Here is a 19,972-nt window from a genome sequence, read left to right on the forward strand (position 1 = left end):
CTAAAATTCTTGCCTGCTCTTCTTCTTCCTGTTTGCGTTTTATTTCTGCCATTTCCATTTCGTGCCTTGCTTCAAGTTTTCCAATTTCTTTACTTTTTTCTTCGTTGAAAACACTGTCTTTGAGAGTAGCAAATTGCTTATAATGTTCAAGGGAAAGTTTGTAGCTGCTGAGCTGTTCGTAGCACGCTGCCAGCCCCGAATGTGCTTCGCTGCTTTGCTGTAATGCGCCAATGCTGTCTGCCAGCAGGGCGGCTTGTTGGTAGTACTGTATGACCGTGGGGTAATCCTTTTTTAGGAAATAAATGCTTCCTATGCCGGATAAGCTGAAAGTCATATTGTATTCATCGCTAAGCTCTTTATTTATCAAAAGGGCTTGTTGTTGATAATACAACGCAGTGTCAAGTAACAGGGCTGGATTTTCCGCAGCCCAACCGCCCGCTCCCGAATACTCGGGACTGTCACCTTGTTCAAATAAGGATGTGTACAAGCTACTGATGTTGTTATAGGAGTTAGCCATGTCTTTTTTATCACCCAGTTGCTCAAATATTTTAAGGGCTTTAAAGAAGCATCTCAGTGCTTGGGGGTAGGATGATTGACTCCCATAAATAATCCCGATGTTGCAATAGGAGTTAGCCATGCCTTTTTTATCGCCCAGTTGCTCTTCTATTTTAAGGGATTTAAAGTAGTATTCCAACGCTTGTGGGTAGTTAGATTGATACCAATAAATAATTCCGATATTGTTATAGAAGGCAGCCAATGCTGTTGATTTCTCACCAAGCTCCACTTCTATTTTAACGGCTTTAAAGTAGTATTCCAGCGCTTGTGGGTAGGAGGATTGATTCCAATAAATAAGCCCGATGTTGTTATAGGAGGCAGCCATGCCTTTTTTATCACCCAGTTCCTTTCTTATTTTAAGGGCTTTAAAGTAGTATTCCAGCGCTTGTGGGTAGTTGGATTGTATATAGTTTATAGCCCCCAAAGTATTAAAGACCGCAGTGCGCAAAAAGGGGTGGTCGGACGGGCTATCACCTTCAACCTTCAAATTGTCGGTTTCAAGCAATTCCAGTGCCTTTTCACAGAGTATTGTAGCTGTGTCCGGTTTGGAGTACATAAGTTTCCATGCAAGGTCGCTAAGCGCTTTTACTTTTGTCGTATCATGGCTGGCTGTTTGGATAACGGTTTTGAGGCTGTCAATTTTAGTATTGCCTCCCGCACCCCATGATCCCGAGTACTCGGGAGAACTGCCTCCCATAGCCAGTAGTAAAATGGTTAGGTAAGCGGTTGTTTTTATTATGGTCTTTTTATTTTCCAATTTATTTTTGAGTCCACTCTAAAAAGTGTTTTTGGTTCTCGCAAAGGCGCAAAGAGCGCAAAGTTATATACTTAACTAATTGATATTCAATCCTTTGCGAACTTTGCGTCTTTGCGAGAAACAATTTCTTTTCAATTTTTTACTTTTTAGAGTGGACTCATTTTTTCAATTTTATCTTCAACTCTTCCAACTGCTCTTCTCCAATCACCGAGGGCGAATCAATCATCACATCCCGGCCTGCATTGTTTTTTGGAAATGCAATATAGTCACGGATAGACTCTGAACCGCCCATCAATGCGCACCATCGGTCAAAGCCAAAAGCAATGCCTCCATGGGGAGGAGCGCCATATTCAAAGGCATCCATTAAAAAGCCGAATTTAGACCTTGCTTCCTCATCTGTAAATCCCAGGGCTTTAAACATCCACCCCTGAACATTCCTGCGATGAATACGCATCGAGCCACCGCCTAACTCTACGCCATTGATCACCATGTCATAAGCATTTGCTTTTGCTGCCCCAGGGTCTTTTTCAAAGGTTCCAATATCCTCTTCTTTGGGAGAGGTGAATGGATGGTGCATCGCTTGCCATTTTTTGTTGCCTTCATCCCATTCCAGCAAAGGAAAATCAACGACCCACACACCAATGAATTTATCTTTAGCTCTTAACCCAAGCCGGTTGCCCATTTCTAAGCGTAACTCCGAAAGCGCATTCCTTGTGGATTTTTTTTCTCCGGCAAGTATAAGCAACAAATCTCCTTCTTTGGCATTGAATTTTTCTGCCCAGCTTTTCAGATCACGCTGGCTATAAAATTTGTCAACGGATGATTTAAAACTTCCGTCACTATTCAATTTTACATATACCAATCCTTTAGCGCCTATTTGAGGTTTTCTTACAAAATCAGTTAAAGCGTCAAGCTGTTTCCGGGAGTATTCTGCAGCTTTAGCGCATATACCAACCACTAATTCGGCATTCTCAAACACATTGAACCCTTTTCCTTTAGAGACGCCCAATTTGGGCGTCTCTAATTCTACAAATTTCATTTCAAAACGAAGGTCAGGCTTGTCGGTTCCGTAATACTTCATGGCGTCATCATAGCTCAATTTTTGAAAACCCGGAATAACATTCCCTAATATTTTTTTAAATAAATGATGTGCAAATCCTTCAAACATCTCCAGCACATCTTGTTGGGTCACAAAGGACATTTCACAATCAATCTGGGTGAATTCAGGCTGGCGGTCGGCACGCAGGTCTTCATCCCTGAAACACTTTACTATTTGATAATACCTGTCAAACCCCGATACCATCAGGAGCTGCTTAAAAGTTTGCGGGGATTGCGGAAGGGCATAAAATTCTCCCGGATTCATACGTGAGGGCACCACAAAATCCCGGGCGCCTTCAGGAGTTGATTTTATCAGAATGGGCGTTTCTATTTCAATAAACTGCTTTGAATCCAGGTACTGCCTGGTTTCCTGCATCATTTTGTGGCGAAGCTGAAGGTTTTCTTTGATAGGATTTCTCCTCAGATCAAGGTAACGGAATTTCATTCTCAACGCTTCACCGCCATCGGTTTCATCCTCAATAGTAAAAGGAGGCAGCTTAGACTCGTTTAGAACTTCCAGCGTTTCTGTTTTTATTTCAATTTCTCCCGTAGGTAATTTTGGATTTTTTGATTCCCTTTCAATGACGGTGCCCGTTGCTTTAATTACATACTCACGACCCAATGCTCTTACCTGCTCAATGAGTCTTTTCTCTGTGGTAGCTTCTGTAAAAATTAGTTGTGTGATACCATATCTGTCACGCAAGTCAATCCAGATCATGGCCCCCTTATCGCGTATTTTTTGAACCCAACCACAAAGCGTTACTTTTTGGTTGACGTCTTTTAGTTTAAGTTCACCGCAGGTATGAGATCGAAGCATAATTAAATCAAAATAAAGTAAAAGATTTTATATTACGGCAAGTTTACGTAAATTTACACTAATATTGTTAGGAAGCTTTGAAAAACTGTATAAAAATCCGTTAAGTGTAGCGCGAAATTTATTTCGCTTTGGCAAAGATAAAAGCGAAATAAATTTCGCGCTACAAATTTCGAGTTTCGAGTTTCGGATTTCGAGTTTCGAGTTATTGATAAAAAAGGGTTTTCAAAGCCCCCTATTAATAATTTAAGCTGAAAAATGAAAAATAAAAAAGAAAAAGTTGTTGAAACCGGGTTATCACGCAGAGTCCCTGATACAATCGGGGACAAAGAACGAAGGATCAGGAGGGCATTCAAGCAGAAAGATTGGAACGAGATAAAAACCGCAGATTCCTGGTCGATATTCAAGATAATGAGTGAATTTGTTGAAGGCTTTGAAAAAATGGCAAGGATCGGTCCCTGTGTATCTGTTTTTGGCTCTGCAAGAACTGCCCCTGGTCACAAGTATTATAAAATGGCTGAGGAAATAGCTGCTCTGTTGGTGAAACATGGGTACGGAGTGATCACCGGTGGAGGTCCCGGTATTATGGAAGCAGCCAATAAAGGCGCTTATGTTCAGGCAGGCAGGTCTGTTGGATTAAACATTATTCTGCCGCATGAGCAGAACAGTAATATTTATATTGATGCGGATAAGTGCATAAATTTTGATTACTTTTTTGTTAGAAAGGTCTTTTTTGTCAAGTACGCACAGGGATTCATCGTACTGCCGGGCGGTTTTGGTACGATGGATGAACTCTTTGAATCTTTAAACCTGATCCAGACAAAAAAGATCGGACAGTTTCCTATTGTACTTGTCGGAACTCAATACTGGAAAGGTTTGTTTGATTGGATAAAGAATGTAATGCTGCAGCAGGAAAATAATATTAGCCCCGAAAATCTAAAACTGGTAAATATGGTAGATACACCTCACGAAGCTGTAAAAGTTATTGATAAGTTTTATGCTAAATATTTGCTTTCACCGAATTTTTAATGAAAAAGAATACTCAAATCATAATACTCTGCATTATCATCATCTTTTTGTTGGCTTACATACTATATATGTTGTTCATACAAAAGCATCCCGAGCACTCGGGAGAATATCCCCCTCATTACCGGTATTATCCCTTCGAAATACCTAAAGAATTATCCTTTGCAGGGGAGCCTGTACCGCTTGAGAACATTGATGTTTCCGAGCGTTTTGAACGGGAGATGCTCATCAATACCTATTGGAGCGCCAGCACCATTTTGCTTATGAAAAGAGCCAACCGGTGGCTGCCGGCAATAGATACTATTCTGAAGAAAAAACAAATTCCTCAGGATTTCAGATATCTTTGTGTTATAGAAAGCATGCTTAAAAATGTAATTTCGCCAAAAAGAGCTACCGGATTCTGGCAATTCTTAAAAGGAACCGGCAGGGAATTCGGGCTTGAGATCAACCGGGAAGTGGATGAAAGGTATGACCCGATCAAATCTACTTATGCGGCATGCAAATATTTTAACAAAGCATACAAAACTTTTGGCAACTGGACTGATGTAGCGGCTTCCTACAACAGGGGTATTTATGGCATCAAAAGGGCATATAAAAAACAGAAGGTGGCCTCTTATTATGATCTCCAGTTGAATAGAGAAACTTCAAGGTATCTGTTTAGGATACTTGCTATGAAAGAATTGCTTGAGCATCCTCTGCATTATGGATATAATATTTCTGAAAATTTTCTTTATCAACCTTTTGATAGCAGGGAAGTGGTCGTTGATTCAACCATCAACGATCTGGTTGAATTTGCTTTTGATCAGAAGATCAATTTCAGAATATTAAAAAGATATAATCCATGGCTCAGAAGTAAAACCCTGACTATAAAAAACCCTAAAAAAACCTACAAGATTTTAATACCTAATAACCTATCTGAGTTCAAATTGTTTTTCAGGTATATTTTTATAGATACCGCTGCTGTTGATTCCTTACCCGGATATGAACCCACGATTCCGTATTTACCGGGCAAAGAACCAGACACTTTAACTGAAAAAGAAAACATAGAATATGAGGATGTTTCTCATATTGTAAGAGAAGAAGAAACCCTGGAAATGATCGCCCGAAAATATGGCGTCACTGAAGCTGAGATTATCGTTTGGAACAAACTTATTAACGGTAAGATTGAAACAGGGCAGAACCTGGTTATTCATGTTTTGGTTACTGAAGGCGCGTAGCGCATAGCGCATGGCGCATAGAGCATAGTAGCAGTGCATAAAGCAAAGGCCAATCTGAACGCATCTGAAACCAGACTGAACGTATCTTGCACCCGGGCGTTGAACCCTATCAGTCGGCAGTCCTCAATCGGCAGTCCACAGTCGGCAGTCGGCTTTGCCGACTGTGGACTGCCGACTGCAGACTGATTACGGTCTATTTATACTTTTTAGGATTTTGAATCATGTGATTAAGTAACCGTCCGATTTCTTCTGATCGTTATTTTCTTTTTTGCCGACTGCCGACTGATTTTTTGCCGACTGTGGACTGCCGACTGCTGATTGCCGACTGATTTTTTGCCGACTGTGGACTGCCGACTGCCGACTGCCGACTGCCGACTGCCGACTGCCGACTGCCGACTGCCATTGGGGCTCTGCGTCATGCGCCATTGCCTGAATGCACTGAAGTAAAAATTGTTCTTAAAAACTTGTTTTTTAAATAAACCTTTCCTTTCTTGCGGTATGAAAGCCCACCCAAAGGGGGGACTTTGTCATCGCTTAAAACTTATGGAAGAATTGTTAACATTAAAAACATATATTGAAACCGGAAAATATTCGGATGCATTGCTATTGATTAATGAATTAGAAGAGATGAGCTTAGTGGACACATTCAATAAAATAGATAGTTTTTCCGTAATATTACTTTTACATAGTAAATAAAGATCAGATAATTGAAAAAGCCTTAACATTGATAATAGATCAACAATATAAACAAAATGATAAATAATATTACAAGTTCGTTTTTAATAAGACAGTTATGGAACCAATAGTAACATTGATAAGTTTTACAGTGGCATTTATATCTATTATAGCGGGTATAGTTACAATTATCTGGTTTGTCAGGGATGTTAGAAGACAAAACAGTAAAGAACTTAAAAATCAAAGTCAAATACTGCTGAGAATAGATGACGGACAAGTAACAATAGCAAAAATTTTAGAAAAAATAACGAAAATTGCAGAAAAAATAGAATCCAGATAATAAAGGGTATTGAATCCTGTCCTCTAAATACAGTAACTATTTTCAACAGGTGGAGAGACCTGATATGGGAAGATGAAAATTATGATAATGATATGGGGGATTATAAGGTAATCTGGGATGGTATGAACCGGAATGGCAACTCATTACCCGATGTCACCTATTTTTATGTTATTGATTGTGATACCGAGCGGCTTTGCTCTGTAACGGGGTGGGTGCAGATTATGAGGTAGCTACGGTTGGTGATTCGTGTAAACACAAAATCATATATCTCTTTTAATGTAAATCTAATAAAAGATGGTATTACAAGAATAGTCAATAATTTATAATTCTTGGCGCCCTTTGCGTCTTTGCGAGAAATAATATTTGAAAAAAAATATCGAAATTTTCGGGGCCCGGGAACACAATTTAAAAAATATTGATGTTATATTACCTCAAAATAAACTCATCGTATTTACCGGGATCAGCGGCAGCGGCAAGTCCTCGCTGGCTTTCGATACCATTTATGCCGAAGGGCAGAGACGGTATATGGAAAGTTTTTCTGCATATGCACGCTCATTCATTGGCAATATGCAGCGCCCTGATGTTGACAAGATCAATGGATTGAGCCCCGTTATTTCTATTGAGCAGAAAACAACTTCCAGAAACCCACGCTCCACTGTTGGTACCGTAACTGAGATCTATGATTTTATGCGTTTGCTTTTTGCACGTACTGCTGAAGCATTTTCGTATGTTACGGGAGAGAAAATGGTACGCCAGTCAGAAGATCAGATCATTGATCAGATCCTTTCCAAATATACCAACCAAAAACTTATCATCTTAGCCCCGGTTGTGAAAGGCAGAAAAGGGCATTATCGCGAGCTTTTTGAGCAAATACGCAAAATGGGGTTTGTAAAAGTACGCGTAGATGGGCAGATCAAAGATATAGTTCCCAAAATGCAGGCAGACAGGTACGTAACGCATGATATAGAAATTGTTATTGATAGAATTGTTGTACCTGCCCGCCAAAGGCCTACGGTAGGCGGGAAAAATGAAGAGAGATACAGGATCTCACAAACAATACATACAGCGCTGCAGCACGGTAAAGGGATAATAATGATAATGGAAGACGGAAAATGGAAGATGGAAGATGGAAAAACGTTAAATATCAAACATCAAATATCCGACATCAAATACTTCTCTAAATACCTAATGTGTCCAACCTCTGGTATTTCCTATCCCGAACCTGAACCCAACACCTTCTCATTCAATTCTCCATATGGCGCCTGCCCTGAATGTAAAGGATTGGGAAAGATTGAAGAGATCACCAAACGATCCATCATACCGGATGAAAGCCTCAGTATAAGTCGTGGTGGTATTGCTGTGCTGGGTGAGTATAGAGATATATGGATATTTCAAAAGCTGGAATCTATTTTGAAAGAACATAAGCTCAGCATTTCAACGTCTATTAAAGATATTCCGGATGATGTTCTAAACGAAATTCTGTATGGCTTTTCTGGTAAGGAGGACAGCTCATTTGATGATCAATTCAATATTAAATCACCAAATCACCAAATCTCTCAATCAACAAATGAATACGAGGGAATACTTAACTTCCTGAACAAGCAGCATGAGATTGGGTTGGAGAAAACAAAGGACTGGCTTAAAAATTTTACACAGACAAGTGTTTGTGCTGAATGCAAGGGCTCCAGGTTAAAGAAAGAATCGCTCCATTTTAAGATAAAAGAGAAAAACATTGCTGACCTGGCAGCGCTGGATATAAAACATCTGGCAGATTGGTTTGGAAATATTGAAAACAGGCTTACTCAAAGACAGAAAACCATTGCTGAAAATGTGCTTAAAGAGATCAGGAAAAGAATAGGATTCCTGTTAGATGTAGGATTGGATTATTTAACATTAGACAGGACATTGAGAACTTTGGCAGGAGGCGAAGCACAACGGATCAGGCTGGCTACACAGATCGGTACGCAGTTGGTCGGTGTCTTGTACATCCTGGATGAGCCCAGCATCGGATTACATCCACGGGATAATTTTAGGTTGTTAAATGCTTTAAAAAGTCTCCGTGACCTGGGCAATAGCGTGATCGTATCAGAGCATGATAAGGATATGATGCTCAACGCTGATTTTATTGTAGATATCGGTCCTGGTGCAGGAAGGCATGGTGGCGAGATCGTTGCCACCGGGTCACCTGAAGAAATTAAAAGAAATGGCAGAAGCAGTTTAACGGTTGATTACCTGGTTGGGAAGAAAAGCATTGAAGTACCGCAAAGAAAAAGAAACGGTGAAAGTGATGAAAAGTTTTTGATCCTGAAAGGCGCTCGTGGTAATAACCTCAAAAATATTACACTAAAGCTGCCGCTTGAAAAGATGATTTGTATAACGGGTGTATCGGGGAGCGGTAAATCTACCTTAATTCATCAAACGCTCTTTCCTATACTTACCAAAAAATTGTACAGATCAAAAACATTGCCTTTAACTTATAAAGGTATTACCGGGTTAGAGTATATTGATAAAGTAACTGAAGTGGATCAATCTCCTATTGGCAGAACGCCCAGGTCTAACCCGGCTACATACACTGGTGTGTTTTCTGCTATCCGTGCCCTGTTCAGCCAGTTGCCCGAATCAAAGATCAGGGGATACAAGCCAGGCAGGTTCTCATTTAATGTAAAAGGTGGACGCTGCGAGACTTGTAGAGGCGGAGGGTTGAGATTGATAGAGATGGATTTTCTGCCCGATGTGCACGTGCTTTGTGAATCCTGCAGAGGGTTACGATACAATCGTGAAACCCTGGAAGTGCGCTTTAAAGGTAAATCCATATCCGATGTATTGGATATGACCGTTGAACAGGCAGTGGAATTTTTTGAGCACCAGCCCGGCATTATGCAAAAGATAAAAACGATGAATGAGGTTGGCTTGGGTTATATCACACTCGGGCAGCATGCTACCACGCTTTCAGGCGGTGAAGCTCAAAGAGTAAAGCTCTCGGCTGAACTTTCAAAAAAAGATACAGGCAAAACGCTTTATATCCTGGATGAACCTACTACCGGACTCCACTTTGAAGACATCAAACATTTGCTGATCGTATTGAATAAATTAGTTGATAAAAGCAATACGGTATTGATCATTGAGCATAATATAGACGTGATCAAGTCAGCAGACCACATCATTGATCTTGGACCTGAAGGCGGAGACAAAGGAGGGTATGTCGTATGTGCAGGCAGTCCTCAGGAGGTAGCTAAGAATGAGAAAAGTTATACGGGGGTGTTTTTGAAGAAGGCTTACAATAAACTATAACTCTAATGAAAACGATCGTTTATATAAAGGTTATCCTGGTAGCGCTTTTTATTTCTTTACCATTATTTTCATTTGGGCAACCAGATACTACCATTGCCAACCACTATTTCAAAAAAGCCGACTCCCTTTCCCGGTCCAAACAGTATGACAGCGCGATATATTATTTTCAAAAAGCAAGTGTGATTTATGAAAAAGTAGAAAACCGGGAAAAATATGTATTATGTTACAATCAAACAGGGAGGAATTTTAGCTACAAAAGAAAGTATAAAGAAGCAATATCATCTTTAAATATAGCTTTAGATTATGGATTGAAAAAGCTTGAAAGTGATCATTTATTAATATCTCAAACGCATCATTGGTTTGGACTTGTTTATAGGATTACCGGGCTATATAAAGAATCCATTGATCATTATAACAAATCAATTGATATAAGGATAAGATCACTTGGTGAGAATAACATAGCTATAGCTTCAAGTTATAATGATATTGGCATTGTATATGAGCTAACAGGGAATTATCGTAAAGCATTGGATTATTATGAAAAAACTTTGTCTATAGCAATTAAATTAACAGGTGAAAATGATCACAATATCGCAGGGGTATATAACAATATTGGGTTCATTTATGTTAATGAGGGAGATTATTATACAGCGCTTGAATATTATAATAAATCCTTACGTATCCTGCTTAATACACTTGGTAAACATCATCCAAATATTGCCTTAAGTTATAATAACATTGGGGTGGTATTTCGTAAAATCAACAATTTAGATAAGGCGCTTGAATATTATAACAGATCGTTATCCATTAGACTTAAAGCGCTTGCAGAAGATCATCCTGATGTGGCTCAAAGCTATCTTAATATTGGAATTGTTTATAAAGAAAAAGGAGATTATGCAAAAGCGATTGAATTTTATAACAAAGCTTTGTCAATATGGATCAATTCCCTTGGCCACAAGCACCCCCTTATAGCCAATACTTATACAAATTTGGGAGATCTTTTTACACGAAAAGAAGATTATATCAGAGCGCTGGAATTTCAGAATAAAGCATTAAATATATTGATAAATACCTACGGTGATTATCATCCTGAGATAGGGGTTGTTTACAATAGTATTGCAGCCATTTACACAGCCCAGTCAAAATACGACACTGCGCTGGTTTTTTTGCAGCAGGCGCTGGGGGCGCTGGTGAAAGGGGCAAAAACAAGCTCAATTTATATTAATCCCGAATTCATAGAGATCCGGATCCCTGGCCAGCCTCCGAGATTTAAAGGGGTAAACAGCAATGTGGTCTTGAAGGATGTATTGACAAAAAAGGCGGAGGCGTTTTATGAAGTTTGGTTGATTAAAAAATAATAATTGTAAAATCTGGTCTAAAATAAAATACTACTGATAATTATACTTTCTGCAAGAAGTAAATATAATAATGGTTTTTTAAATGAGATATTTTGGGCAGGATAATATGTAATATTTAAGCTGATATAGCTTATTTTAGGAATTACAAGGCTCTCATACACTTGTTTGTTAACGTATGATTTAGTTTTGATTGCGTGCATTGTTCTTAAGCCATAATGCCAGGATAAACCAATTTCAAAATATTCAGGTATTTTGATACTTGAACCCAGTACAATGCTTGGGCTAAAAATAGTGCCAAAAGTACGTACGGTCCCTGAATCAAGCATTTCAGTAGGTATTAATCCTGAACCCGCCGTTTGTACTCTATATACGTCTAAATTATTCCAATCAAAAGAAACTCCTGCAAATCCTTTCAGATAATATCCATTTTTCAATAAATTAGAACGGAGAATCAGAAGCAGCGGAATTTCAATAGCATGTATAATTGGTGTATGTTTGATAAAGCCAGCTATTGAGTCGTTTGTAAATCTGTTTAGTAGTATTGTATAGCTCTTGCGGGTAATTGATATACCGCTTTTAATACCAATGTTATTATGCGGATAGTAATTTAAAACTATACCAGTAGAGAAATTTATTTTTGGTTTAATACTAAAAAAATCTTGTGAAGGAATATAAGCGTCTTGTACATCATAAGTATAAGACAAAAGGGGACTAAAATGAATACCAACCAGTATTTTTTTTTCTTGCGCAAAAAGTTGCTCTGCATTTAAAGAAAATATTGCGTAAAATATAATAAGAATTGGAACATATAATCTTATTTTTTTACTTATAATAAGGTTACACATGGTATAAAATTTAAAAATGACTACCTAACATTAAAAATCCAACATAGAATCCAAACACTGCGCTATCCCTGCTAATATACGAATCCCGATGTATCAGGACGAATTCGTAATGCGCCAATTCGTAACATATATCCATGCACCCTATTCGTCTGACCACTTTCCAATCCTCATCCCAACCGCGTAGTGGTCTGACGATGACCACTTTCCAATCCTTATCCCAACCGCGTAGTGGTCTGACGATGACCGCCCTACAGAAACCTTATCAACAAAATTTCAACCAACAAAAATATCAAAGCAATTGTCATGCAGTATTTCCACAGTGAAATGCCGAAATTAATTTCCTTGAATTCATTAATAAAATCACTGCCATGCACAGCTTCAAAAATTCTAACATTCTTATTATTGGCGGCAGTGGTTTTTTTTAATTCATCTAAGTGGTAAGTTTTCAGGTATGATTCGTTTTTACCGTAATTGAAAGCAAGGATTTTCACGATATTCTCACTTTTTTCTACATTCTGCTGCGCTCCAACCTTTGGGCTTGGGGTTTTGTTAGGCTGGTTTATTTTTAATTCATAAAAGCCAGGTTCCATTTCACTTTTTGGTAATATGAACGTAAGATTTTTGCCTACAAGCCGCTGGTCTGGTATTAATTCAAAATTTTTATTCTGTCCGGGCTTTTGTCCTGACAGGGGTTGCTTTACCAGCTTGTAAACAGCCCCCCTAAATCCCCCCCCGCCATTATTCCTTACCGAATCGGTGAATGGGTGAATCGGTGAATCGATGAATTGCCTGCCCCGTTTCTCCGTTTCTCCGATTCCCCGTTTCTCCGATTCAGGTGGGCTTGGAGTTAGAGGGGAGCTTGGGCTGGCAGTGGTTACATCTAAATTAATTGATTTTTCCTGGAATGACCAGGCTAATTTTTGATTAGCCGAAACGCTCAAGATCGCTATCCGGTACATGAAAGGTACAAAGATGGCGTGTTTTGGGAAATTTGTGTATGATACCTGAAGGGGGGCGGCACAGAAATAAATTTTTCCTTTCCCAATATTAACAAAAGATAAGAAAGGGTTCTTATTTTTAAAAGCAAGCAGGTTATGTGCTCCCCGCTTCCAGCTTATAACCGGCTTCGCGTAAGGCATATTGATCTTTTTGCCTGTCTGTAGTTCATTTGGATCAATATTCTCAAAAACTCCTTCAAAAAATGGATCATTAATGTCAGGAGGTAGTAGATACCTGCGCTTTATTGAATCGTTTTTATTATTTTGAAGCCCCATCTGGCTCTCCTCACTTATTTGTTCAATATTAATATTTGCAATACTTTTAAAAAAGTTTATATAAATATCAAAATCACTCTTGTTTTTATTGTCTTGTATAGGAAAGATAAGTACACTCCCCCCGTTTTTAACAAATTCTTTTAGTATGGATAAAATAGAACCATCCAGGTGTCTGAGTCCGTTAAGTATTATCAGGTCAGCCAATGGTAAGGCATTGTAATCAATGTTGTTTGCCTGATAATTATTGAGATTGAATAAAGACTTACTGAATACTTTGTTTATAAATCCTGAATTTTTTGCGATTTGATGAAGTCCGGATTGCTCAATTCCGTCTTGGTGAAGTATATGGACTATGTTTATAACCGGAGCGACTTCAAGCACAAAATAGTATTCATTATCAAAATCTACAGCATCGTATTCATAGGATATTTTGCATTTTTCCCATTTCCCATTCACTATATTTGGGTTGTTTTTACCAGGCACAAAATTGAAGCTGATCATAGCGCTGGCATGTGGAGCAATATCAGTATTTTTGATACTCACTTGTCTGTCGCCAATAAAAAATTTTACCTCTAAACCGTTCACTTCCTGATCGCCATCGTTGACCAATTTAACGTTGAGTATATTATTTTGATGGTTTTTAACGAATGGTGAAGCGAGCCAAACAGAGTCTGTAAATACATTTGCCGGGCTTTGAACTTGAATTGGTACAAGATAATATTGCGTAGAAGTATCCGTTCCGAGTAGCCTGGACAAATTAGTTAAGTCTCCTGTTGTGCTTTTCTGAAAATCACTGAACCAGAAAAACATGTCCCGGGTGTTAGCGAGGGAATTCCTCAGTTTAATATTTTCAACCGTGCTGCTTTGGCGATTTAATATACTTTGAGCATTTCTGGAAATATTTGAAAAATTGACCTCTGTAATACGGTCTTCCAGTTTTTGAGGAGTATATAAAAATTGATCTTTGCCTTCAAAATCATTATCTATAAAGTGGTATTGCGTGTTGGCCGGGAATAACTTTACAATTTCTCCGGTGTTCCTGATGGCAACATCCAGGGCATTACCATCCTGAATGTCATTTTGCATGCTAAAAGAGTTGTCAATGTAAATGCTTAATAGTTGGTTATCCTTTGAATGTTGGGAGTTATCACCCGGAATGAATGGTTGTGCAAATGCCAGTACTAAAAAAGCGATAAATAAGATCCTTGCTAATAAAACAAGCAGATGTTTAAGCTTTAATTTATTGGTAGTTGTATCTTTTACATTCTTTAAAAACCGGACGTTTGTAAAGAAGAATTTCTTAGGCCTTTGAAAATTAAAAAGATGGATCACTATAGGGATGGCAATAGCTGATAAGCCGAAGAGGAATTGTGGGAATAAAAAGTTCATTTGCAAAAATAGCTGTTTTTATAATATAATAATGCAAAGCGTATTTTTTCTGTGTTGAAGAAAATATTACTATCTTTGAAGTTTAAGTGGTGTCGGGTGTTTTCACCCGACACAATAATATAATGAAAATATATACAAAAAAAGGAGATCTGGGCCAAACGTCCTTGATAGGAGGTACAAGGGTGTCTAAATCTCATCAAAGAATCGAAGCCTACGGAACAGTAGATGAATTAAATTCTTACATCGGATTGCTTAGAGACCAACCAGTCAATGAAAATAGAAAAAGTATTTTGACTAATATACAAGACAGGTTGTTTACCATTGGCGCATCCCTGGCATCAGACCCTGAAAAATCAAAAATGAAGCTCCCTGATTTAAAAGACCAGGATGTTGAGATCCTTGAAAAGGAGATTGATAAAATGAATGAGAAACTACCTGAACTGAAGTCCTTTATCTTACCGGGTGGTGACCAGCAGACTTCATTTTGCCATATTGCACGCTGTGTTTGCAGAAGAGCGGAAAGATTAGCAACAGCCTTGAATGAAAACGCTAAAAAAGCTACTCCTGCTAAAGGAGAAGGGGGTAGGGGAGAGGAAGTTGAAGGTCTTGTAATAAAATATCTTAACAGACTTTCGGACTACCTGTTTGTGTTGGCAAGAATGATGGGTCAGGAGCTTAATGCTGAGGAAATATACTGGAAGCCTCGGGCTTAAAAAGAAATCAAGATGTTAGATAAATGAACTGGTTTCTATTTTTGCTACCAGTGTTAAAACAGCAGAAAAGAATAAAATAACAAATAAAACAAACAAGAAATGAAAAATTTAGAATTTATACACCTAGGCAAATTCTACATTCTACATTCATAATTCTACATTCTACATTTTTTCACCAAACTCTACTTAGTAATTCATAATGCAAGAGTTCATCATAACATTCAGAGAAACCTTTGAAGCTGCCTTATTGGATGCTTGCCCCGTAGCGAGGTACGAGTATATCGGGGTTGGATATCCAATATCTGATCATTCGTAAATCAAATTGTAATAGTGAAAATACCTTTAATCACACTTCTGATCATCAACTTTACATTCTTCAGCTTTAGTCAATCTGACACTGCACTGGCAAAATTACTCTATTCAAAGGCCGAATCTCTATACTATGCCGCTAACTATGATAGTGCGAATTATTATTATGCAAGACTAGGTACTGTTTATAAAAGCATGGGAGATTGGAGTAAATATGTTGGATGTTATGTTGATATTGGATTTATATTAGGCATTATGGCGCAATTAGACAGCGCTTTATTGGTACTGAAAAAGGGCTTACTTATAGGAATGAAAAAACTTGGCGATAAGCATAGAGTGATTGGAAATTTATACAACAGTATGGGGGAAATATATAGACATAAGGGTGAATATTATAAGGCATTAAGATATTATAACAAGTCACTAAAAATCAATATCCCAATTTTAGGAAGAGATCATGTTTCTGTGGCTGCAGCCTATGCTAATATAGGTATTGTTTATTATAGGCAAGGCGACTATTATACAGCTATTGAATATGACCAACAAGCCTTATCAATATTTTTAAAAACCTATGGCACCGATCATCCTATTGTAGCACAACTCTTTAATAACATAGGGGGTGTTTATAATGATATAGGTAATTATAACCTGGCTTTAAAATATTACAGGCAATCATTATCAATAAGGTTAAAATCTTTCGATGAAGATCACCCGAAAATAGCAGAAAATTACAATAATATTGGTGTCGTTTATTATAAAAAAAAGAATTATGAGAAAGCCCTTGAGCATTATCAAAAAGCTTTATTAATTTTGGTGAAAATATTTGGACCGTATCATCCTGGTGCTGCTACTTGCTATTTTAACCTGGGAGATCTTTATCATAATAAAAATGAAACCCGGAAAGCAATTGATCACTACAATACATCACTCAAAATTTATATCAAGGCACTTGGCTCATTCCACCCGGATGTTGGCGATAATTATAATAAATTTGCCAATCTTTATGCCCATCAAAAAACATATAAAATCGCACTTCAATATTATCAGAAAGCGATGCAATCCTTAGTAAAAGCCTTTTCCGATAGTAATGTTTATGTTAACCCTACGCTGCCAACTATTTATCAGATTAAAGAAGGCAAATCTACGGTTAATTCAATGCCTTATTTACTAGATGCTTTGGAAGGTAAAGCTCAAACATTTGAAGATAAATGGAAAGATAAATTATAAATGCCTAAAATGAGCTAAAATTTTTGGTTATTAGTTTGTTAGTTTATAGTCATTTTAATTTAGTATATGGTTAACGATAAAAATAAACTAAAACGCACACTCGGCCCTTTAATGTTGTGGGGACTGGGTGTAGGGTACGTGATTTCAGGCATGTATTTTGGTTGGAACCTGGGACTGGAAAAGGGCGGTACATTAGGACTGGCTATCGCTGTCTTTTTTATTATCATCATGTATGTCACCTTTACTTTTGGCTACACTGAGCTGGCCTGTGCTATCCCTAAAGCAGGTGGCGCTTTTGATTATGCTACCAGGGCGTTGGGAAGAAGATGGGGATTTGTCGGTGGTATGGCTCAGAATATAGAATTTATTTTTGCTCCGCCTGCCATCGCTTTTGCTATTGGCGCTTACCTGAATATTTTTGTGCCTTCCGTGCCGGTTTTGGCAATAGCCGTTTTTTCATATTTTATTTTTACCGCATTAAATATCTATGGTGTAAATGCAGCAGCAACTTTTGAATTGCTGATAACTGTTGTAGCTGTAGCCGGTTTGTTGATCTTTGCAGGGGGCGCCCTGCCTCATTTTGAAATGGCAAATCTCAAAATGAATGCTTTGCCCCATGGTTATGCAGGAGTATTTGCTGCCGTCCCCTTTGCTGTCTGGTTTTTCCTGGCTATTGAAGGGGTGGCTAATGTAGCAGAGGAGACGATCAATCCTCAAAGAAACGTCCTGATTGGTTTTGGTTCGGCCATATTTACCCTGGTGTTGCTTTGTCTGCTTACTTTCAGCTCATCGGTAGGGGTAGCCGGTTGGGAAGCGGTTGTTTATCCTGAAGTGGGCGCTGAACCTTCTGATTCTCCGTTACCTTTAGCATTAGCACAAGTTGTCGGAGAAAATCACAATCTATATAAACTCATTGTAATAATTGGTTTATTTGGTTTGGTGGCTTCCTTTCACGGTATTATACTTGCTGCGGGCAGAGCTACTTTTGAATTTGGAAGAGTGGGTTATGCTCCAAAGCGATTGGGGAATGTACATCCCAGGTTTAAAACACCTGCCAATGCTTTATTAGTCAATATGGCAATCGGCATCATCGCACTTCTTACGGGTAAAACCGGGGCTATCATCACCATTGCCTGCTTCGGGGCTTTGACCCTTTATATCATTTCAATGATCTCTTTATTTGCTTTGAGGAAAAAGGAGCCAGATATGGAGCGGCCTTTCCGGGTGCCGTTTTATCCCTGGTTTCCGGCTACGGCACTTATCATTGCTGCGGTGGCATTGGTAGCTATTACTGTTTATAACATTGATCTGGCAATTATATATTTTGCTATGATGGGGATGGCTTATTTGTGGTTTTATTTTTTTGTGAAAAAAAAGTAAAATCTCTATGAAAATAAAACAAATGAATTATCTTTGTTGTTAAATAAATAATAATTTCATATGCTAAACTACTTTAGGGCATCTCTAAAAACTCCGCTTAACCCTTCTCCATTCAAGAGAAGGGCAGGGTTGAGGTGTAATCCCGAGTGCTCGGGAAGAGATGCCCTTTAGTAAATATTACAATAAATAAAAGTTCATTATCAAAAGATTATGAAACATTTCACAGCCATAGTAGAAAGATGTTATGATACAGGATTATATGTAGGATATGTACCAAGCATAAAAGGTGCTCATTCACAAGGGAAGACCCTTGATGAATTACAAAACAACTTAAAGGAAGTTTTAGAAATGCTTCTGGAGGATAAAAACTTTCAGGAAGAAAGCCAATTTATAGGAACTCAGCAAATAACAATAGGGACATAAATGGGTAATTTACCTGTATTAAAACCTCGTGAAGTTGTAAAACTACTTGAAAAACAGGGTTTTGTAGAGGTACGACAAAAAGGCTCTCATAAGCAATTCCGCCATGCAGATGGAAGAGCTACAACTGTCCCTTTCCATCAAGGACAAGATATATCACCAATTTTGCTAAAACAAATCGCTAAAGATATAGGTTTAACACCTGAGCAATTGCTTGATATAAAATAATTGCCTGTTCAGGTGCTGTTATATCCCTAATTCATGGCTGCGGCATTTATCATTGCTGTTGTGACATTGAATAACGGTGTGGCTATAAAGCATTTTAACGCTTTCATAGCTTTTATTATACCCTGCCCATCCTTTAGCTCATTGAATGCAACGCCATTTTGTTGTAAACAAATATTTCATAGTTTAGCAAAATAGTACATATATTTGCATAGATGATTTACACGCTCCCCTTTATTGCCGCTGCTGTAGGCTGGTTTACCAATTATTTGGCAGTGAAAATGCTGTTTCACCCACGCGAAAAGGTTAAGTTATTGTTCTTCTCAATACAGGGTATTTTTCCAAAACGCCAGCAGCAATTGGCTGTAAAGATCGGTAAATTAGTTGCTGATGATCTGCTATCGGTTAAAGATATAAAGGATATAGTAAAACAGCCTGAAAATATTGAGCAGATCAACCAAAACATTGCAAACAGACTGGATGATTACCTCACAAACACTTTCCCTAAAAAATATCCCGTGATGTCGTGGTTTGTGAGAGAGAAATCCAAGGCCAGGATCAAGCAGGAATTTATGAATGAGATGAAAAAGCTTGCTCCTGAAATGATAGACCAGACGGTTACAAATATTGAAAACTCTTTAGACATTGAGGAAATTATCAGGGAAAAAGTTGAAAAGTTTTCCACCCTCCGGTTGGAGAAAATGATCTGGGAAGTTCTGGAGCATGAGTTTAGATTTATTGAACTGATTGGGGCAGTGGTAGGTTTCTTGATTGGGCTTATTCAGGTGGTAATTATACAAATTTAAAAAATATCAAATAACTATCTGCTTTGGTAAAATAAACTGAGTAATTTATGAGCAGGTACAAAAAAGCGGATACTCATTATCATTACCACCTTATTCATCGGATGAAACCACCGCACCATCTATCCATTCATCCGATGATAGCCATCGCTTGCTTAGTCATAGTCATTCTAACCTACTGTAGCAACAATTTAGTTTTGCAACATTAATTAGTAATAAATAGATTCTTTCGTTATTAATCAACAAATGGTTATAT

General features: G+C 38.1%; 17 protein-coding genes. 13 read left to right on the forward strand and 4 right to left on the reverse strand.

Features of this window, described 5'->3' with window-relative positions; translation table 11 throughout:
• On the reverse strand, positions 1 to 1,312 hold a 1,312-nt coding region (locus FVQ77_14460; GenBank protein ID MBW8051510.1), incomplete at its 3' end, for a tetratricopeptide repeat protein.
• 157 nt (positions 1,313 to 1,469) lie between these two features.
• Positions 1,470 to 3,227 carry an aspartate--tRNA ligase gene (gene aspS, locus FVQ77_14465; GenBank protein ID MBW8051511.1) on the reverse strand — a complete coding sequence of 586 codons (1,758 nt, stop codon included), beginning with the start codon at positions 3,225 to 3,227 and terminating at the stop codon, positions 1,470 to 1,472.
• Between the two features lie 255 nt (positions 3,228 to 3,482).
• On the opposite strand from aspS, the gene FVQ77_14470 reads away from it, so the two are divergent.
• The 7 genes from FVQ77_14470 to FVQ77_14500 all read left to right on the forward strand — a co-directional run bounded on the left by FVQ77_14470 (position 3,483) and on the right by FVQ77_14500 (position 11,131).
• Positions 3,483 to 4,253: a TIGR00730 family Rossman fold protein gene (locus FVQ77_14470; protein MBW8051512.1), complete on the forward strand. Its 771-nt coding sequence runs from the start codon at positions 3,483 to 3,485 to the stop codon at positions 4,251 to 4,253.
• A complete protein-coding gene (locus FVQ77_14475; protein MBW8051513.1) occupies positions 4,253 to 5,467 on the forward strand; it encodes a transglycosylase SLT domain-containing protein in 1,215 nt (404 codons plus the stop codon). Before FVQ77_14470 ends, FVQ77_14475 begins: the two co-directional genes overlap by 1 nt.
• A 498-nt stretch (positions 5,468 to 5,965) precedes the next feature.
• Positions 5,966 to 6,163, forward strand: a complete 198-nt coding sequence (locus FVQ77_14480; GenBank protein MBW8051514.1) for a hypothetical protein — start codon at positions 5,966 to 5,968, stop codon at positions 6,161 to 6,163.
• 97 nt (positions 6,164 to 6,260) lie between these two features.
• Positions 6,261 to 6,482 carry a hypothetical protein gene (locus FVQ77_14485; GenBank protein MBW8051515.1) on the forward strand — a complete coding sequence of 74 codons (222 nt, stop codon included), beginning with the start codon at positions 6,261 to 6,263 and terminating at the stop codon, positions 6,480 to 6,482.
• Complete coding sequence (locus FVQ77_14490; protein MBW8051516.1) at positions 6,473 to 6,712, forward strand: hypothetical protein; 240 nt, start codon at positions 6,473 to 6,475, stop codon at positions 6,710 to 6,712. Before FVQ77_14485 ends, FVQ77_14490 begins: the two co-directional genes overlap by 10 nt.
• A gap of 133 nt (positions 6,713 to 6,845) precedes the next feature.
• Positions 6,846 to 9,773: an excinuclease ABC subunit UvrA gene (uvrA, locus tag FVQ77_14495; GenBank protein ID MBW8051517.1), complete on the forward strand. Its 2,928-nt coding sequence runs from the start codon at positions 6,846 to 6,848 to the stop codon at positions 9,771 to 9,773.
• Between the two features lie 5 nt (positions 9,774 to 9,778).
• Complete coding sequence (locus FVQ77_14500) at positions 9,779 to 11,131, forward strand: tetratricopeptide repeat protein (GenBank protein MBW8051518.1); 1,353 nt, start codon at positions 9,779 to 9,781, stop codon at positions 11,129 to 11,131.
• A 17-nt stretch (positions 11,132 to 11,148) separates the two neighbouring features.
• Here the strand turns inward: FVQ77_14500 and FVQ77_14505 are convergent, their stop codons facing one another.
• A complete protein-coding gene (locus tag FVQ77_14505; GenBank protein ID MBW8051519.1) occupies positions 11,149 to 11,976 on the reverse strand; it encodes a PorT family protein in 828 nt (275 codons plus the stop codon).
• Positions 11,977 to 12,224: 248 nt separating this feature from the next.
• Positions 12,225 to 14,639 carry a hypothetical protein gene (locus FVQ77_14510; protein ID MBW8051520.1) on the reverse strand — a complete coding sequence of 805 codons (2,415 nt, stop codon included), beginning with the start codon at positions 14,637 to 14,639 and terminating at the stop codon, positions 12,225 to 12,227.
• Between the two features lie 122 nt (positions 14,640 to 14,761).
• Here FVQ77_14510 and FVQ77_14515 point away from each other — a divergent pair, with 122 nt between their 5' ends.
• The 6 genes from FVQ77_14515 (at position 14,762) to FVQ77_14540 (ending at position 19,719) form a co-directional block, all read left to right on the forward strand.
• Entirely contained in the window at positions 14,762 to 15,352 is a 591-nt protein-coding gene (locus FVQ77_14515) for a cob(I)yrinic acid a,c-diamide adenosyltransferase (GenBank protein MBW8051521.1), read from the forward strand.
• 330 nt (positions 15,353 to 15,682) lie between these two features.
• Complete coding sequence (locus tag FVQ77_14520; protein ID MBW8051522.1) at positions 15,683 to 16,888, forward strand: tetratricopeptide repeat protein; 1,206 nt, start codon at positions 15,683 to 15,685, stop codon at positions 16,886 to 16,888.
• A gap of 66 nt (positions 16,889 to 16,954) precedes the next feature.
• Positions 16,955 to 18,268, forward strand: a complete 1,314-nt coding sequence (eat, locus tag FVQ77_14525; protein ID MBW8051523.1) for an ethanolamine permease — start codon at positions 16,955 to 16,957, stop codon at positions 18,266 to 18,268.
• A gap of 210 nt (positions 18,269 to 18,478) precedes the next feature.
• On the forward strand, positions 18,479 to 18,691 hold the full coding sequence (locus tag FVQ77_14530) for a type II toxin-antitoxin system HicB family antitoxin (GenBank protein ID MBW8051524.1): 213 nt from the start codon (positions 18,479 to 18,481) through the stop codon (positions 18,689 to 18,691).
• Positions 18,692 to 18,916 (forward strand): type II toxin-antitoxin system HicA family toxin, encoded by a 225-nt coding sequence (locus FVQ77_14535; protein MBW8051525.1) that lies wholly within the window; start codon positions 18,692 to 18,694, stop codon positions 18,914 to 18,916. It begins immediately after the preceding gene.
• Between the two features lie 212 nt (positions 18,917 to 19,128).
• Entirely contained in the window at positions 19,129 to 19,719 is a 591-nt protein-coding gene (locus FVQ77_14540; GenBank protein MBW8051526.1) for a DUF445 family protein, read from the forward strand.
• Positions 19,720 to 19,972 lie beyond the last annotated feature (253 nt).

It is taken from the genome of Cytophagales bacterium, from assembly GCA_019456305.1.
GTDB lineage: Bacteria > Bacteroidota > Bacteroidia > Cytophagales > VRUD01 > VRUD01.

Bases quoted from the DNA above. Each gene is read 5' to 3' on its own strand.
- aspS (MBW8051511.1), bottom strand. From the start codon at position 3,227: ATGCTTCGATCTCATACCTGCGGTGAACTTAAACTAAAAGACGTCAAC.
- FVQ77_14470 (MBW8051512.1), top strand. From the start codon at position 3,483: ATGAAAAATAAAAAAGAAAAAGTTGTTGAAACCGGGTTATCACGCAGA.
- FVQ77_14475 (MBW8051513.1), top strand. From the start codon at position 4,253: ATGAAAAAGAATACTCAAATCATAATACTCTGCATTATCATCATCTTT.
- FVQ77_14480 (MBW8051514.1), top strand. From the start codon at position 5,966: ATGAAAGCCCACCCAAAGGGGGGACTTTGTCATCGCTTAAAACTTATG.
- FVQ77_14485 (MBW8051515.1), top strand. From the start codon at position 6,261: ATGGAACCAATAGTAACATTGATAAGTTTTACAGTGGCATTTATATCT.
- FVQ77_14500 (MBW8051518.1), top strand. From the start codon at position 9,779: ATGAAAACGATCGTTTATATAAAGGTTATCCTGGTAGCGCTTTTTATT.
- FVQ77_14505 (MBW8051519.1), bottom strand. From the start codon at position 11,976: ATGTGTAACCTTATTATAAGTAAAAAAATAAGATTATATGTTCCAATT.
- FVQ77_14510 (MBW8051520.1), bottom strand. From the start codon at position 14,639: ATGAACTTTTTATTCCCACAATTCCTCTTCGGCTTATCAGCTATTGCC.
- FVQ77_14515 (MBW8051521.1), top strand. From the start codon at position 14,762: ATGAAAATATATACAAAAAAAGGAGATCTGGGCCAAACGTCCTTGATA.
- eat (MBW8051523.1), top strand. From the start codon at position 16,955: ATGGTTAACGATAAAAATAAACTAAAACGCACACTCGGCCCTTTAATG.
- FVQ77_14530 (MBW8051524.1), top strand. From the start codon at position 18,479: ATGAAACATTTCACAGCCATAGTAGAAAGATGTTATGATACAGGATTA.
- FVQ77_14535 (MBW8051525.1), top strand. From the start codon at position 18,692: ATGGGTAATTTACCTGTATTAAAACCTCGTGAAGTTGTAAAACTACTT.
- FVQ77_14540 (MBW8051526.1), top strand. From the start codon at position 19,129: ATGATTTACACGCTCCCCTTTATTGCCGCTGCTGTAGGCTGGTTTACC.